Here is a 15,378-nt window from a genome sequence, read left to right as displayed (position 1 = left end):
CGCCCGCCCCTGACCCCCGCGCCGCGGCACCCTGCGTCCGCACGACGCCGCCCTCGCCACGAGACGCCGCCCGGGCCCCGGTACGCCGCCGGACCCGGCGGCGTACCGGCGTCGCGGCGGCGTCTCGTCGACGCGGGGGCGTCGCAGCGGTCGCGGTGGCCCGGCGGCACGACGCGTCAGTCCGGGACCTCGGACCAGTCCCCCTCGGCGCCCGGCACGAAGCACGAGTCGCCCTCGCAGACCGCGGCGCCGCCGGCCGTGACGAACGTCAGGAGCGCAGGTCGGACCTCCGAGCCGGCCGGGAGGCCCGACCCGGAACCCAGCGGGACCGTCCCGCCCGTCACCGGGTCACCTCGGCATCCGCGGCCGCGTCGTCCTCGGCGCGCTGGGCGGCCTCGGCCACCTCGGCGGGCGTCGACTCACGGAGCGCGACCACCTGGCGGAGGACCTGCTCGAACGCCGCCGGGTCCTGCGCCCCGGAAACGCCGTACTTGCCGTCGATGACGAAGAACGGGACCCCGTTGATGCCGTAGGCCTGGGCCTGCGCCTGGTCAGCGCGGACGGCGGCGAGCTGGGTGTCGTCGCGGAGGGTGGCGAGGACCTCGTCGCGGTCGAGTCCGACCTCGGCGGCGAGGTCGGCCAGCGACTCGTCCTGCCCGACGTGCTCGCCGCGCTCGAAGTAGGCGGTGAACAGGCGCTCCACCATCGGGAGCTGCTTGCCGTGCTGCTTGGCGAGGTGGATGACCTGGTGCGCCTTCACGGTGTTCGTGTGCCGGAGGGCGTCGTAGTCGTAGTCGAGTCCGACCGAAGCCGCGATGCCCGCGACCTGGTCGATCATCTGCTGGGCCTGCTGCACCGGCAGGCCCTTGTGCTGCGAGAGGAACTCGGCCTCGGTTCCCTCGAAGTCGACGGGGGTGTCCGGGCTCAGTTCGAAGGAGTGGTACTCGACCTCGACCGGACCGCCGAACGCGGTGACGCCCGCCTCGAACTTGCGCTTGCCGATGTAGCACCAGGGGCAGGCGATGTCCGACCAGACATCGACCTTCACAGTGTCGCTCATGCTGATCCCAACGCGGCCCGTCGCTCCCCATTCCCGGCGCCGCCAACCGCTGCCTGCCGCCGCCGCCGCCGCCGAGCGGTACCCGACCGGACGCACACAACCAGAACCGCCCCGAACCGACGGATCCCGTGGTTCGAGGCGGTCTTGGTCGTGCGGGTCCGGTCGACGCCAGCCGACCGGCACCCGCCAGCCGACCGGCGCCCGCCAACCGACCGGCGCCGCCAGCCGACCGATCGGCGCCAGCGCGCTACGCGCCGAGCAGCCGCTCCGCCAGGTACCCCTGCAGGCGGTCGAGGCCGACGCGCTCCTGGCCCATCGTGTCGCGCTCGCGCACCGTCACGGCCTTGTCCTCGAGCGTGTCGAAGTCGACTGTGATGCAGAACGGCGTGCCGATCTCGTCGTGACGACGGTAGCGACGACCGATCGCTCCCGCGTCGTCGAAGTCCACGTTCCAGTTCTTCCGGAGGTCGTCGGCCAGGCCGCGGGCGACCGGCGAGAGCTGCTCGTTGCGGGACAGCGGCAGGACTGCGGCCTTCACCGGGGCCAGGCGCGGGTCGAGGCGCAGGACGGTTCGCTTGTCGACGCCGCCCTTCGCGTTCGGGGCCTCGTCCTCGGAGTACGAGTCGAGCAGGAACGCCATGAGCGCCCGGGTCAGACCGAAGGACGGCTCGATGACGTACGGGACGTACTTCTCGTTCGTGGCCTGGTCGAAGTACCGGAGGTCCTGGCCCGACGCCTCGATGTGGTTCTTCAGGTCGAAGTCCGTGCGGTTCGCGACGCCCATGAGCTCGCCCCACTCGGTGCCGGCGAACCCGAAGCGGTACTCGATGTCGGCGGTGGCATCGGAGTAGTGCGCCCGCTCCCCGTCCGGCACGTCGAAGCGGCGGAGGTTCTCCGGGTCGATGCCGAGGTCCGTGTAGAACGCGACGGCGTCGGCGATCCACTGCTCGTAGTGCTCCTCGGCCGAGGCCGGCGGCACGAAGTACTCGATCTCCATCTGCTCGAACTCGCGGGTGCGGAAGATGAAGTTGCCCGGCGTGATCTCGTTGCGGAAGGCCTTGCCGACCTGGCCGATGCCGAACGGGGGCTTCATGCGGCTGGTCGTGACGACCTGCGCGAAGTCGACGAAGATGCCCTGCGCGGTCTCCGGGCGGAGGAAGTTCAGCCCCTCTTCCGACTCGACCGGGCCGAGGTACGTCTTGAGCATGCCGCTGAACTCGCGGGGCTCGGTCCACTCGCCGCGGGTGCCGCAGTTCGGGCACGCGACCTCGGCCATGCCGCCCTCGGGGGCACGACCCTTCTTCGCCTCGAACGCCTCGAGCAGGTGGTCCTCGCGGAAGCGGTGGTGGCAGTGCAGGCACTCGACGAGGGGGTCGGTGAAGGTCGCGACGTGCCCCGAGGCCTCCCACACCTTGCGGGGCAGGATGACGGCGGAGTCGAGGCCCACCATGTCGCCGCGGCCGCGGACGAACCGCTGCCACCACTGGCGCTTGATGTTCTCCTTGAGCTCCACACCGAGGGGGCCGTAGTCCCACGCGGAGCGGGATCCGCCGTAGATCTCCCCCGACTGGAAGACGAAGCCACGGCGCTTGGCCAGGGCGATGACGCTGTCGAGACGGGAGGGCTGTGCCACGGAGAGCTCCTGTGTTCGCCGAGCTGGGTGCTCGGTGTGCGGGCGGACCCGGCAATGCTAGCGGCCCGGGAGGCCCGTCCCGGCTCCTCCTCGCCTCGTCATGCTTGCGACGTGGCCGGCTCCACCCCCGCCAGCGCCGCGACCACGGCGGACACGTCGTCCTCGTCGTTCCAGTGGTGGAACGCGATGCGGAGGCGGCCGGCCCGACCCGAGGCGGTGAGCCCCGCAGCGGTCACCGCCCGGAGTGCCGTCCCGTCGGCGTCCGGGAACGTGACGATCGCCTGCCCCTCGGCACCGCCGCCGGCCGCGGCACCGACGCCGCGCCCCTGCCGCGGCGACCCGAGCGCGTCGCAGAGCCGGTCCGCGAGACCGGTGGCGTGCCTCCAGGTCGAGCGCGGGTCGAGCGAGACGGCGTGCCGGAGCGCGGCGACCGCGCCGGGCCATGCCTGCCATGCCGGGGAGACGTCGAACCGGCGTGCGTCGTCGGCCAGGCGCATGGCGGGGCCGTAGCAGGACGACCACACGTCCTCGCCCGCGTACCAGCCGGCCTGCACGGGGCGGAGCCGACCGAGTGCGTCGTCGGAGAGCGTCATGAACGCGACGCCGCGCGGAGCGCACAACCACTTGTAGGCATGCGTCACCGTCACGTCGAAGGGCGCGGCAGAGACGGGCAGCACCCCGGCCGCCTGTGTCAGGTCGCAGAGCGTGAGCGCGCCCACCCGCCGGGCTGCCGCGACGACCGGGTCCGGGTCGGTGACGACGCCGCTCGCGGACTGCACGGCTGACCACACGACGAGCGCGGTGTCCGGTCCGACGGACGCCGCGAGTCGGTCGAGCGGGACGCTGCGCACGCGGACCCCGCGGTGGGCCTGTGCCAGGAAGGGGAACACGACCGAGCTGAAGTCGCCGTCGGGGACGACGACCTCGGCATCGTCGGGCAGGGCGTCGGCGACGACGGCCGCCATCACGGACGTCTGCGAGCCGGTCGCGACCTGCGCTGCCGGGACGCCGACGAGGGACGCGAACAGGGCGCGCCCCTCCTCCACGAGGGCGCCGTACCCGGCCGGGGAGGTCTCGGCGCGCGACCACGCGTCGAGGTCGGCGCGCTGCGCGGCGATGGTGCCGAGCGTCGGGAGGCCTGCGGTGCACGCCGCGAGGTAGCCGCGGCCGTCGGGGAACGAGTCCATGCAGGACAGGGTCCCGCCGCCCGGGCCATCACGCCAGACCGATCTCGTTGTCCCTCCGGTAACATCGCGTGATGGACGACATCGATCCGCAGCTGCTCCGGGTCCTCCGCGCCGTCGCCGACTCCGGATCGATCACCCGCGCGGCGGCCGCACTCGGGTCGAGTCAGCCCGCCGTGAGTCAGCTGCTCACCCGGGCCGAGCAGCGTCTCGGCCACGCGCTCGTCCTCCGCGGCGGCCGCGGTGCGACGCTCACGCACGCCGGCCAGGTGCTCGCCGACCACGCCCTGCACGTCCAGGCCGCGCTGACGGCTGCACGGGAGGACCTCGACGCGGTGGGTGGCCTCATCCGCGGCCGGGTTCGGCTCGGCGGCTTCCCCAGCGCGTCCTCGGCCCTCGTGCCCGCGGTGCTCGCCCGGATGGCAACGACCGCTCCGGGCGTGCGGACCTCGTACGTCGAGGTCGAGCCGCCCGAGGCACTCGACCTGGTGCGCGGCGGGGAGGTCGACGTCGCCCTCACCTTCACCTACGTCGGCGACGAGGTCGGGGCCGTCCCGGACCCCGGACTCGTCACCCGTGCGATCGGTCGTGATCCGCTCGCGCTGGTGACACCGGTCGGTGGGTCCCAGCTCGGCGGCGCGGAGTCCGACAACGCCGCCGACTCCGGTGTCGTCGACCTCGCGTCCCACCGCGACGCCCGGTGGATCGGCGGGTGCCCGCGCTGCCGCGGTCACCTGCTCGCCTCGTGTGCGACCGCGGGCTTCACGCCGGACATCGTGCTCGAGACCGACAACGCGGCCGCGGTCGTGGGGCTCGTCGCCGCCGGGCTCGGGGTGGCGTTGCTCCCCCGGCTGGCGCTCGCGACGACGGTCGTCCCGGCGGGCGTCGCCGTCGCCCCCGTGGACGACGACCTGGCCCGACGGGTCGAGGTCGTCGTCGCCCGGGGGGCCGACCGGGTGCCGAGCGTGCGGGCGGCGCTCGACGCGGTGCGGTCCGCGGCCCACCTGCTCGCCTGACCGCAGGTCTGCCGCCCGAGCCGAGGCTCGGCTCAGCGGACAGACTGCGGCCGCGGGAACCCGCGCGATGTCCGCGCAGCCGAGCCTCGGGTCCGGTCAGCGGCCGCGGGGCGCCGCTACGCCGTCGGGGCGTCGACCGCGCCGCCGTACCGACGGTCGCGGCTGGCGTACTCCTCGATCGCGCCCCACAGGTCGGAGCGACGGAAGTCCGGCCACAGCCGGTCGAGGAAGACCATCTCGGCGTAGGCCGACTGCCAGAGTAGGAAGTTGCTCGTCCGCTGCTCCCCCGAGCTCCGCAGGAAGAGGTCGACGTCGGGCAGCTCGGGCACGTACAGCCGCTTCGCGAGGGTCTTCTCGGTCACCTGGCTCGGCTTGAGTCGCCCGGCGGCGACGTCGTCCGCGATCGACCGCACCGCGTCGGCGATCTCGTTGCGTCCGCCGTAGTTGACGCACATCGTGAGCGTGAGGACGTCGTTGCCCGCGGTCAGCTCCTCCGCGGTCTGCAGCTCGTCGATGACGCTCCGCCACAGCCTCGGCGTGCGACCCGCCCACCGGACGCGGACGCCCCATTCGTGCAGCTGGTCGCGGCGCCGGCGGATGACGTCCCGGTTGAAGCCCATGAGGAACCGGACCTCCTCCGGGGACCGCTTCCAGTTCTCGGTGGAGAACGCGTACGCCGACACGTGCGTCACGCCGATCTGGATCGCACCGGCGACGACGTCGAGCAGCGACGCCTCGCCCGCCTTGTGCCCCTCGATGCGCGTGAGCCCGCGCTGGTTCGCCCACCGGCCGTTCCCGTCCATGACGATCGCGACGTGCTCGGGGACGAAGCGCTTCGGGATGGCCGGCGGCTGCTCGCCCGTCCAGTCGACCGGCAGGAAGGACTCCGGCTCGGCAGCGGGACGGCGAGGGCTCATGCGCGGGTTCCTTCGGGGTCGGACGGAGCTGGTTCGGCGCGGGCGGCGTCGGTGTCCGCTGGGTCGGGCGTCGGTACCGGAGGTGCCGGCACCGCTGCCACCGCCGCCGGCACGCCGCCCGGATGCGGTGCCAGGGGTGACGGGTGCTCAGTACGGTCGACGTGCGGCAACGACCGGAGCGATCGTTCCAGGTGCCACTGCGCGTACGCCGCGACCACGCCGGAGGCCCGGGATCTCGTGCGCTCGTCCGTCGCGTCGACGGTCCCCCAGTCGCCGGCGAGCAACGACCCGAGGACGTCGAGCGTCGCAGGGTCCAGGCGCGGTGTGCCGGGAGGCGCGGCCGCGTCCGCCACGACACCCCCGAGCTGCACGACGAACGCCGAGTGCGGCCCGGGTTCCCCGGTGACGGCGCAGTCGCTGAACGACGGTGCCCACCCGGCGATGCTCATCGCACGGAGCAGGTACGAGTCGAGGGTCGCGCTCGGTTGGTGCTCCCCGCGGGACAGCGACCGCAGGGCACCGACGAGCAGCAGGTACTGCTGGAGTCCGGCGTCCGCCTCGCTCAGCCGGTCGGCGGTCTCCACCATGGCGCTCGCGGCCGTGTAGGCGCCGTAGTCGGCGACGATGCGGGCGCCGTACGCGCCCAGGGACTCGGCCTGCGTGACGATGTCGAGCGACCGGCCCTCGTAGAACTGGGCGTCGACGACCATGAACGGTTCGAGCCGGGAGCCGAACTTCGACGCGGTGCGTCGGACGCCCTTCGCGACGGCGCGGATCTTGCCGTGCTGCCGGCTGAGCATGGTGACGATGCGGTCGGCCTCACCGAGCTTGTGGGTGCGCAACACGACGCACTCGTCCCGGTACAGCGGCATGTCCCCAGTATCCCCCGCCCGACCGACACGACCTGCCCGCTGGTCGCCGCGGACGAACGGGACCGGTGCACGGAAGGGACCGGCGGACGGACGGGAGGCGCGGGGCGGGCCCGCACCGCGCCTCCCGTCCGCCGCGGTGCTACGCGGAGACGAGCTCCGGCGCGCCGGAGGCCGCACCCGCGCGCACGGCACGGTTCACCGCGGACACGATCGCCTTGAGCGACGCGGTCGCGATGTCCGCGTCGATCCCGACACCCCACAGCCGGACGCCGTCGACGTCGAGCTCGACGTACGACGCCGCCTTCGCGTCCCCGGAGGCGCTCATCGTGTGCTCGGAGTAGTCGTACAGCGTGACGTCGACGCCCTGCTCGCGCATGACGGTGAGGAACGCGTCGATCGGACCGGTGCCGACGGCCTCGGCCGTGACCGAGCCCTCGTCGACGCGCATCGCGACGGACAGCTTCGTCGTGCCGTCGAAGTCGCTCGAGGTCGCGGTCTTCGTGATCTCGTAGCGGCCCCACTTGTCGTCGTCGACGTGTGCCGGCAGGTACTCGTCGGAGAACAGGTCCCAGATCCGCTCGGAGGTGAACTCCCCGCCCTCGGCGTCGGTCCGCCGCTGGACGACTCCGCTGAACTCGATCTGCAGCTTGCGGGGCAGGTCGAGCGCGTGGTCGGTCTTCAGCAGGTAGGCGACGCCGCCCTTGCCGGACTGCGAGTTGACCCGGATGACCGCCTCGTACGAGCGGCCGATGTCCTTCGGGTCGACCGGAAGGTACGGCACCGCCCAGACGACGTCGTCGACGCCGACGCCCTCGGCGGCCGCGCGGGCCTCGAGCGCCTCGAGGCCCTTCTTGATGGCGTCCTGGTGCGACCCGCTGAACGCGGTGTAGACGAGGTCGCCCGCCCACGGCTGGCGCTCCGGCACCGGCAGCTGGTTGCAGTACTCGACCGTGCGCTTGACCTGGTCGATGTCCGACAGGTCCACCTCCGGGTCGATGCCCTGCGTGAACAGGTTCATCCCGAGGGCGACCAGGTCGACGTTGCCGGTGCGCTCCCCGTTGCCGAACAGGCAGCCCTCGATGCGGTCGGCACCGGCCATGTAGCCGAGCTCGGCGGCGGCGACGGCGGTGCCGCGGTCGTTGTGCGGGTGCAGCGACAGGATGACGTCCTCGCGGTGGGCCAGGTTCCGTGACATCCACTCGATCGAGTCGGCGTAGACGTTCGGCGTCGCCATCTCGACGGTCGCGGGCAGGTTGATGATGACCTTGCGTTCGGGGGTCGGCTCGAAGACCTCGAGCACGGCGTTGCAGATCCGCACCGCGACCTCGAGCTCGGTGCCCGTGTAGGACTCCGGCGAGTACTCGTAGTACACGGTCGTGTCGTGCTGCAGCCGGGCCTCGGCCGCCTTGCACATGTGCGCTCCCGCGACGGCGATGTCGACGACGCCCTGCACGTCGGTCCGGAAGACGACCTCGCGCTGCACGATGCTCGTCGAGTTGTACAGGTGCACGATGGCCTGCTTCGCGCCGTCGATCGCCTCGTACGTGCGGTCGATGAGGTGCTCGCGCGCCTGGGTCAGGACCTGGATCGTGACGTCGTCGGGGATGGCACCGTCGTCGATGAGCGACCGGACGAAGTCGAAGTCGGTCTGCGAGGCGCTGGGGAACCCGACCTCGATCTCCTTGTAGCCCATCCGCACGAGCAGGTCGAACATCGCCCGCTTGCGTTCGGCGTCCATCGGGTCGATGAGCGCCTGGTTGCCGTCACGCAGGTCGACGGCACACCAGCGCGGTGCACGGTCGATGCGCTTGGTCGGCCAGGTGCGGTCGGGCAGGTCGACGGTGATCTGCTCGGAGAAGGGGACGTACTTGTGGATCGGCATCCCGGAGGGGCGCTGTGCGTTCTGCATCGGTTCGCTTTCGTCGGTGTGGTTCAGGAGCGGCCACGACGGACTCCGCGACGAGGTGGGCCGGTTGTCAGGCCTCGTCGCGGCGACGAAGGAGGAGGAGTGCCGAGGACATCGGGTTCACGCTAGCACCGGAGCCGGCCGCCGGCGCACTGTGTGACGGGAGGCGCACGGACGGGAGGCCCACCACCGGTCCGGTGGTGGGCCTCCCGTCCGGCACGGCCGGCCCGCCGCTGGTGCGCCGCACCGGACCGGCGGCCGCTCAGTCGACCGCGAGCGCCTCCGTCGGCGGCACGCGCATCGCGCCCCGCACCGGCGCGACCGTCGCGACGACCGCGAGGACGAGCGCACCGACCACCACGATCGCGATCGTCAACGGCGGCAGGACGGGGGTGACGACCGAGCCGAGCACGCCGAGCAGCGTCTGCCCGCCGAGCCATCCGTAGAAGGTGCCGAGCACGAGCCCGGTGACGACGGCGGCGACCACCATCTGCACGGCCTCGGTGACGATCATCCGACGGACCTGCGCCCCGGTCAGTCCGAGCACGCGGAGCAGCCCGAGCTCCCGACGGCGCTGCAGGACGCCGAGCGCGAGGGCGTTGACGACCCCGACGGCGGCGATCACGGCCGAGAACCCGACGATCACGCTGACGACGGCGTTGAGCTGCTCGAAGAAGCTCCGTTGCTCCTCGAGCATCGCGGGCGTCATGCCGTCCACGCCGGACAGGGTCGACTCGGTGACGTGCTGCATGATGCCGAGCGCCACGGCGAAGGTCACGAGCAGCGTGACGCCGATGACGAGCCCGATGGTGGCACGGGCGGACCGCGCCGGAGCACGCATGGCGTTGCGGCCGGCGAGCAGGACCACCGGGTCGTGCGCGCCGATCCGGCCGATCGCCTGCAGCACCGGGGGCATCACGATCGTCGCGCCGACGGCGACCCCGGCGAAGGAGACGAAGCCGCCGAGCGCCGCCGGCAGGACGGCGAGCGGGGTGACGGCGCTCATCGCGAGCCCGAGGACGGCGAGGAGCGCGCCGCCGGACATGAGGACGATCGCCCAGACCCTGCGGGCGGTGCCGGACCGGACGTCGTCGTGGCTCGGCTCGACGCTCGACGACAGGGCCTCGAGCGGAGTGACCGTGAGCACGCGGCGGGACCCCGCGGCGAAGGCGCCCCAGGTCGCGAGGACCACCGCGACGACCGGCAGGACGAGCTCCCACGGCACGAGGGTGTACGAGCGGTCGGGCAGGAAGCCGTTGCCGCGGAGGACGGTCACGAACACTGCCGACAGCCCCGTGCCGACCAGGGCGCCGACGACCCCGCCGACCAGCCCGACGAGCAGCCCGGTGCGCGTGATGCGGGACCGGATGGACGCCCCCGTGGCGCCGACGAGCCGCTGCAGGGCGATGACGCGGGTCTGCCCGGCGATGAGGGTCGCGCACGTGTTGGCGGTGACGATCGCCCCGACGTACAGGGCGATGCCGAGGAAGAGCCACCCGATCACCGAGAGGATCGCCTTGACGGTGGCGACGTCGTCGAGCGGGCTCATCGCCATCGCCTCGGTGACGATGCCGGGCGCGATCACGAGCGCGGAGCCGAAGGTGGTGCCGAGCGCCGCGACGAGGACGGTCGGGGCGAACTGTCGGAGCCCGTTCACGCGGCGGCCTCCATCCCGAGCATCGTGGCGGAGATGTCCGCGGCGGCCATCGCCGGGCGGTCGCCGACGATCCGACCGTCGGCGAGGAACAGGATCCGGTCCGCGTTCGCCGCGGCCACCGGGTCGTGCGTGACCATCACGACGCTCTGCCCCCAGTCGGCGACGGCGCCGCGCAGGATGGCGAGCACGTCACGCCCGGTGCGGGAGTCGAGCGCACCGGTCGGCTCGTCGGCCACGACCACGGCGGGGCGGGACGCGAGCGCACGGGCGATGGCGACGCGCTGCTGCTGCCCGCCGGAGAGCTGGTGCGGACGGTGCGTGAGACGGTTGCCGAGGCCGAGCATGTCGACCAGGCGGTCGATCCACGCCGCCTCCTCGCGGTCGGGCTTGTGGCCGCCGAGCAGGAACGGCAACCGGATGTTCTCGCTGACGTCGAGCGTCGGGACGAGGTTGAAGGACTGGAAGACGAACCCGAGGCGACGACGACGCAGTTCGGTGAGCTCGCGGTCGCCCAGGCCGGTGATGTCCGTGCCGTCGATGGTGATCCGACCGGACGACACCTGGTCGAGTCCGGCGGCGACGTGCATCAGCGTGGACTTGCCGGAGCCGGACGGGCCCATCACGGCGGTGAACTCGCCCGCGCCGATGTCGACGCTGACGTCGTCGAGCGCGGTCACCCGGCGCGCGGCGTCGCCGTAGTGCTTGGACACGTGGTCGAGACGGATGATCGGAGCGTGGTTGGTCATGGCTCCACGATCGCGTCCGGGAGGCCCGACCCGCGTCCCTCGCCCGGCTCGCGTCCGTCATCCCCTCGGCTCGGTTCCCTCGCGGAGGTCCGCCTGACGGATGATGTTTCAGTCGCCCTTGGTGACGAGTCCGTGCTCGTGGGCGAAGACGACCAGGCGGACGCGGTCCCGGAGCTCGAGCTTCGTCAGGACCCGCGAGATGTGCGTCTTCACGGTCGCTTCGCTGACGTACTCGTGCTGGGCGATCTCGGCGTTGCTGAACCCGCGGGCGGCGAGGTCGAAGATCTCCCGCTCACGTGGTGTCAGGTCGTCGAACGCAGCCGGGACGCTCTGCCGCTGCTCGGCCGGGTCCTCGTAGCGGCGGAGGAGCTCGCGGGTCGCCGAGGCCGCGAAGACCGTCGTACCCGCGTGCACGGTGCGGATCGCAGCGAGCAGGAACTCGGGGTCGGCGTCCTTGAGCACGAACCCGCTCGCGCCCGCGCGGATCGCCTTCGCGGCGGCTTCGTCGAAGTCGAAGGTGGTGAGGACGAGCACCTTCGCGGACGCGCCGCTGTCGACGATCCGGGCAGTGGCGGTGATGCCGTCCATGACCGGCATGCGGACGTCCATGAGCACGACGTCCGGGCGGCTCTGGCGCACGAGCTCCACCCCCTCGGCGCCGTCGCCCGCTTCGCCGACGAACCGCAGGTCGGGCTGCGACCCGATGAGCATGCGGATCCCGGTGCGGAAGAGTGCCTGGTCGTCGACGAGCGCGACGCGGATGGGCGCCGGTCCGGTGCTGCTCGTGGTGTCCGCGGTGGTCATGTCGTGCTGCGCTCCTGCTCGGTGGACGGGATCGTGCCCCGGGGCATCTGCCCGGTCGACGGCTGGGCGGGCATCCGGACCTCGACGGCGAACTCCTCGCCTCGGGGCCCCGCCGTCATGCTCCCGCCGGACATGGTGGCACGCTCACGCATCCCGACGAGGCCGTGCCCCGTGCCCGGGCCGGGCCGGTCGTCCTCGGCGCGGCGGTTCACGACGGCGATCTCGACCGTGTCCGGGCGGTAGGTGAGGCGGGCGCGGACCGGGGCTCCGCGCGCACCGTGCTTGTACGCGTTCGTCAGGCTCTCCTGCACGATCCGGTACACGGCGAGCTGCGTGGTCGTCGGCAGCGCGGACGGGTCGCCCTCGCGCTCGACCTGCACGTCGAGGCCGACCTCGCGCATCTGACCGACGAGCTGTTCGATGTCGTCGACGTCCGGCGTCGGGGCGGTGCCCTGCTCGTGCCGCAGTGCTCCGAGCAGCTCGCGGACGTCCCCGAGGGCCCGTCGTGCGGTCGACCCGATCGTGCCGAGTGCTTCGTCGGCCAGGGACGGATCGGCGCGCAGGGCGTACCGGGCACCGTCCGCCTGGGCGATCACCACCGCGAGCGAGTGCGCCACGATGTCGTGCATGTCGCGGGCGATGCGCACCCGTTCCTGCTCGATCGCCACGGCACGGTCGGCCCGGGCGGCGTCGCGCTCCGCGAGCAGCTGCGCCTCCCGGCTCATGCCCGCGGCACGGCGGGCACGGGCGACGACGCCGCCGAGCCAGGGCAGGAGGAGGACGGCGAGGACGAGGACGAGGTACGCCAGCAGCGTCTTCAGTGTCCGGTCCCACGCGTCGGCCGGGGACGACCCGTAGTCGACCTGCCGGGCCCACTCCTGGGCCCCCGAGTAGACCGCCGCGACCACGCTCCCGAGGACGGCCGACACGAGCCCGGCGACGCGGGTCTTCCGACCGCCGTACGCGCTCGTCGTGTACACGACGCCCGCGATCATGATGTCGAAGAGGTTGCCGCGCTGCGCCGTCACCATCTGGAAGACCGCGGTGAGCCAGGCGAGCGTGAGTGCCAGGCCGGGTGCGGACCGCCGCAGCGCGAGCGCGACGACGAAGCCGCCGATGGCCGCGAGGATGACGACCTGGTCGGGCCCGCCGACCGACAGCACGGCGAAGACCCCGCCGGCGAAGAGGGCGATCAGGACGTCGACCACGACCTGGCTGCGGAGCATCGGACGGAACACCTGACCACGGTAGGCGGCAGGACCCGTCGCCCGCGTCCGACGACGGGATGACCCCTGCTCCGTGGTGCGCATCGGTCTGGTCCGCGTCAGAACCCGAGGCGCCCGAGCTGCTTCGGGTCCCGCTGCCACTCCTTCGCGACCTTCACGCGGATGTTCAGGTAGACGTGCCGGCCGAGGAGCCCCTCGATCTCGACGCGGGCCCGGGAGCCGACGTCCTTCAGCCGGCCGCCCTTGTGGCCGATGACGATGGCCTTCTGGCTGTCCCGCTCGACGAACAGGTTCGCGAAGATCCGCAGCGGACCGTCCGGGTCGTCGTCCTCGTCCGGCTCGACGACGTCCTCGATGACGACCGCGAGCGAGTGCGGGAGTTCGTCGCGGACACCCTCGAGCGCTGCCTCACGGATGAGCTCGCCGATGCGCTCCTCGTCGGTCTCCTCGGTGACGGCGAGGTCGTCGTACAGCTGCGGCGACTCCGGCAGCAGCGACACGACCTCGTCGAGGAGGTCCTCGAGCTGCAGCCCTTCGGTGCCCGACGTCGGGATGATCGCGTCCCACTCCCGCAGACGCGACACCGCGAGCAGCTGTTCCGCGACCTTCTCCTTGCCGGCGCGGTCGATCTTCGTGACGATCGCGACCTTCCGAGCACGCGGGTACTGGTCGAGTGTGTCGTTGATGAAGCGGTCGCCCGGGCCGATCGGCTCGTTCGCCGGCACGCAGAAGCCGATGACGTCGACGTCGCCGAGCGTCGACTGCACGAGGTCGTTGAGCCGCTCCCCGAGCAGCGTGCGCGGACGGTGCACCCCGGGGGTGTCGACCACGATGACCTGTCCGTTCGGCCGGTGCACGATCCCGCGGATGGCGCGGCGGGTCGTCTGCGGCTTCGAGGACGTGATCGCGACCTTTTGCCCGACCAGGGCGTTCGTCAGCGTGGACTTGCCGACGTTGGGACGGCCGACGAACGAGACGAACCCGGCACGGTAGGGGGTGGTCGTCTCGGGAGCGGCGTCGGTTCCGGGGTCGGTCATGTGGTTCGTGTTCCCGTCGTGGTGGTGTCGGTGTCGCCGAAGGCCTGCTCGGCGGACGCGAGGTCGGCGGTGGACTCGGCGAGCACCGTGATGAGGTGGCGCCGCTTGCCCTCGACGCGGTCGGCGGTGAGCACGACGCCGGACACGGTCACGGTGTCCCCCGCGGACGGCAGGTGGCCGAGCTCCTTCGTGAGCAGGCCGCCGGCGGTGTCGACGTCGTCGTCGTCGAGCTCGATGCCGAACAGGTCACCGAGTTCGTCGATCGGGAGCCGCGCCGAGATGCGCCAGCGCCCCGGCTCGACCTCGGCGCGGTCGACCACGGTGCGGTCGTACTCGTCCGAGATGTCGCCGACGAGCTCCTCGATGAGGTCCTCCATCGTCACGAGACCGGCGACCCCGCCGTACTCGTCGACCACGAGCACGAGGTGGTTCTTCGCGAGCTGCATGTGGCGCAGGGTGTCGTCCGCCGGCTTCGACTCCGGCAGGAACTCCGCCGGCCGGAGCATCGTGCGCACCGACCGCGACCCGACCTCGGGCCGTTCGTACAGGGCACGCGCGAGGTCGCGGAGGTACGCGACGCCGAGCACGTCGTCGCTGTCCCGTCCGGTCACCGGCATCCGGGACACGCCCGTGGCGAGGAACTGCTCCATGACGGCGGCGACCGTGTCGTGCGCGTCCGCCGTCACCATGTCCGTGCGGGGCACCATGACCTCGCGCACGAGCGTGTCGCTGAACGCGAAGACCGAGTGGATGAGCTCGCGGTCGTCGGCCTCGAGGACGTTGCTCTCGGTCGCCTCGTCGACGAGCGACAGCAGCTGTTCCTCGCTCGAGACGCTCGAGGCGCTGCGGACCCGGCCCGGGGTGACCCGGTCGCCGATCGCCACGAGGAGGCCGGCGAGCGGACCGAGCACGATCCGGACCCCGCGAACGAGGCCGCCGGTCGCGGCGATGATCCCCTCGGCGTGCGCGCGGCCGACGCTGCGCGGGCTCGAGCCGACGAGCACGAAGGACACCGCGGTCATGATCGCCGCGGACAGGACCAGGGCAACCCACCAGGTGTCGGTCACCCGGACGAGGGCGATCGTCACGAGGACCGCGGCGGCCGTCTCGGCGAGGACCCGGAAGAAGTTGAGGGCGTTGACGTGCGCGCCGGGGTCGTCAGCCAGTGCCTCGATCGCGCGGCGGCGCTTGCTGCCGCGCGCGATCTCCTCGAGGTCGGCGCGGGACAGCACGGACAATGCGGAGTCGGCGGCCGCGAGCAGTCCACCGAGGACCACGAGCACGAACGCCACCGCGAGCAGGCCGGTGACGAGGAGCACC

Annotated in this window: 14 protein-coding genes; 1 reads left to right on the top strand and 13 read right to left on the bottom strand. The window is 72.4% G+C overall.

Annotation, left to right across the window (positions count from 1 at the left end; translation table 11 throughout):
* Positions 1–176: 176 nt before the first annotated feature.
* From DEI91_RS16385 to DEI91_RS15530, 4 genes are all read right to left on the bottom strand, one after another.
* A complete protein-coding gene (locus DEI91_RS16385) occupies positions 177–344 on the bottom strand; it encodes a hypothetical protein (RefSeq protein ID WP_181439653.1) in 168 nt (55 codons plus the stop codon).
* The gene (locus DEI91_RS15540; protein WP_111053160.1) at positions 341–1,060 is read right to left on the bottom strand and encodes a DsbA family protein; all 720 of its coding nucleotides are present in this window, start codon (positions 1,058–1,060) and stop codon (positions 341–343) included. The genes DEI91_RS16385 and DEI91_RS15540 overlap by 4 nt, the downstream gene beginning before the upstream one ends.
* A gap of 247 nt (positions 1,061–1,307) precedes the next feature.
* Positions 1,308–2,693, bottom strand: a complete 1,386-nt coding sequence (locus DEI91_RS15535; protein ID WP_111053159.1) for a glycine--tRNA ligase — start codon at positions 2,691–2,693, stop codon at positions 1,308–1,310.
* A gap of 98 nt (positions 2,694–2,791) precedes the next feature.
* The gene (locus tag DEI91_RS15530) at positions 2,792–3,880 is read right to left on the bottom strand and encodes an aminotransferase class V-fold PLP-dependent enzyme (protein ID WP_111053158.1); all 1,089 of its coding nucleotides are present in this window, start codon (positions 3,878–3,880) and stop codon (positions 2,792–2,794) included.
* Between the two features lie 71 nt (positions 3,881–3,951).
* Here DEI91_RS15530 and DEI91_RS15525 point away from each other — a divergent pair, with 71 nt between their 5' ends.
* Positions 3,952–4,893: a LysR family transcriptional regulator gene (locus tag DEI91_RS15525; protein WP_111053157.1), complete on the top strand. Its 942-nt coding sequence runs from the start codon at positions 3,952–3,954 to the stop codon at positions 4,891–4,893.
* A gap of 116 nt (positions 4,894–5,009) precedes the next feature.
* Here the strand turns inward: DEI91_RS15525 and DEI91_RS15520 are convergent, their stop codons facing one another.
* The 9 genes from DEI91_RS15520 to DEI91_RS15480 all read right to left on the bottom strand — a co-directional run bounded on the left by DEI91_RS15520 (position 5,010) and on the right by DEI91_RS15480 (position 15,377).
* A complete protein-coding gene (locus tag DEI91_RS15520) occupies positions 5,010–5,810 on the bottom strand; it encodes an isoprenyl transferase (protein WP_111053156.1) in 801 nt (266 codons plus the stop codon).
* Positions 5,807–6,682 (bottom strand): DNA repair protein RecO, encoded by an 876-nt coding sequence (recO, locus tag DEI91_RS15515; RefSeq protein ID WP_111053155.1) that lies wholly within the window; start codon positions 6,680–6,682, stop codon positions 5,807–5,809. Before recO ends, DEI91_RS15520 begins: the two co-directional genes overlap by 4 nt.
* Before the next feature lie 139 nt (positions 6,683–6,821).
* Complete coding sequence (gene leuA, locus DEI91_RS15510; protein ID WP_111053154.1) at positions 6,822–8,591, bottom strand: 2-isopropylmalate synthase; 1,770 nt, start codon at positions 8,589–8,591, stop codon at positions 6,822–6,824.
* A gap of 259 nt (positions 8,592–8,850) precedes the next feature.
* The gene (locus tag DEI91_RS15505; protein ID WP_111053153.1) at positions 8,851–10,245 is read right to left on the bottom strand and encodes an ABC transporter permease; all 1,395 of its coding nucleotides are present in this window, start codon (positions 10,243–10,245) and stop codon (positions 8,851–8,853) included.
* Positions 10,242–10,991, bottom strand: a complete 750-nt coding sequence (locus DEI91_RS15500) for an ABC transporter ATP-binding protein (RefSeq protein WP_111053152.1) — start codon at positions 10,989–10,991, stop codon at positions 10,242–10,244. The genes DEI91_RS15505 and DEI91_RS15500 overlap by 4 nt, the downstream gene beginning before the upstream one ends.
* 108 nt (positions 10,992–11,099) lie before the next feature.
* Positions 11,100–11,795, bottom strand: a complete 696-nt coding sequence (locus tag DEI91_RS15495; protein WP_111053151.1) for a response regulator transcription factor — start codon at positions 11,793–11,795, stop codon at positions 11,100–11,102.
* The gene (locus tag DEI91_RS15490) at positions 11,792–13,033 is read right to left on the bottom strand and encodes a sensor histidine kinase (protein WP_111053150.1); all 1,242 of its coding nucleotides are present in this window, start codon (positions 13,031–13,033) and stop codon (positions 11,792–11,794) included. Before DEI91_RS15490 ends, DEI91_RS15495 begins: the two co-directional genes overlap by 4 nt.
* Before the next feature lie 86 nt (positions 13,034–13,119).
* On the bottom strand, positions 13,120–14,058 hold the full coding sequence (gene era, locus DEI91_RS15485) for a GTPase Era (protein ID WP_111053149.1): 939 nt from the start codon (positions 14,056–14,058) through the stop codon (positions 13,120–13,122).
* Positions 14,055–15,377, bottom strand: a complete 1,323-nt coding sequence (locus DEI91_RS15480; RefSeq protein ID WP_111053165.1) for a hemolysin family protein — start codon at positions 15,375–15,377, stop codon at positions 14,055–14,057. Before DEI91_RS15480 ends, era begins: the two co-directional genes overlap by 4 nt.
* Between the last annotated feature and the right edge of the window lies 1 nt (position 15,378).

It is taken from the genome of Curtobacterium sp. MCBD17_032, from assembly GCF_003234855.1.
Taxonomy (GTDB): domain Bacteria; phylum Actinomycetota; class Actinomycetes; order Actinomycetales; family Microbacteriaceae; genus Curtobacterium.
This window is presented reverse-complemented; position numbering and strand designations above follow the sequence as displayed.

What these genes read in the sequence shown, in the direction of transcription:
- DEI91_RS15525 (WP_111053157.1), top strand. Translation starts at nt 3,952, where the DNA reads ATGGACGACATCGATCCGCAGCTGCTCCGGGTCCTCCGCGCCGTCGCC.
- DEI91_RS15540 (WP_111053160.1), bottom strand. Translation starts at nt 1,060, where the DNA reads ATGAGCGACACTGTGAAGGTCGATGTCTGGTCGGACATCGCCTGCCCC.
- DEI91_RS15530 (WP_111053158.1), bottom strand. Translation starts at nt 3,880, where the DNA reads ATGGACTCGTTCCCCGACGGCCGCGGCTACCTCGCGGCGTGCACCGCA.
- era (WP_111053149.1), bottom strand. Translation starts at nt 14,058, where the DNA reads ATGACCGACCCCGGAACCGACGCCGCTCCCGAGACGACCACCCCCTAC.
- DEI91_RS15500 (WP_111053152.1), bottom strand. Translation starts at nt 10,991, where the DNA reads ATGACCAACCACGCTCCGATCATCCGTCTCGACCACGTGTCCAAGCAC.
- recO (WP_111053155.1), bottom strand. Translation starts at nt 6,682, where the DNA reads ATGCCGCTGTACCGGGACGAGTGCGTCGTGTTGCGCACCCACAAGCTC.
- DEI91_RS15520 (WP_111053156.1), bottom strand. Translation starts at nt 5,810, where the DNA reads ATGAGCCCTCGCCGTCCCGCTGCCGAGCCGGAGTCCTTCCTGCCGGTC.
- leuA (WP_111053154.1), bottom strand. Translation starts at nt 8,591, where the DNA reads ATGCAGAACGCACAGCGCCCCTCCGGGATGCCGATCCACAAGTACGTC.
- DEI91_RS15495 (WP_111053151.1), bottom strand. Translation starts at nt 11,795, where the DNA reads ATGACCACCGCGGACACCACGAGCAGCACCGGACCGGCGCCCATCCGC.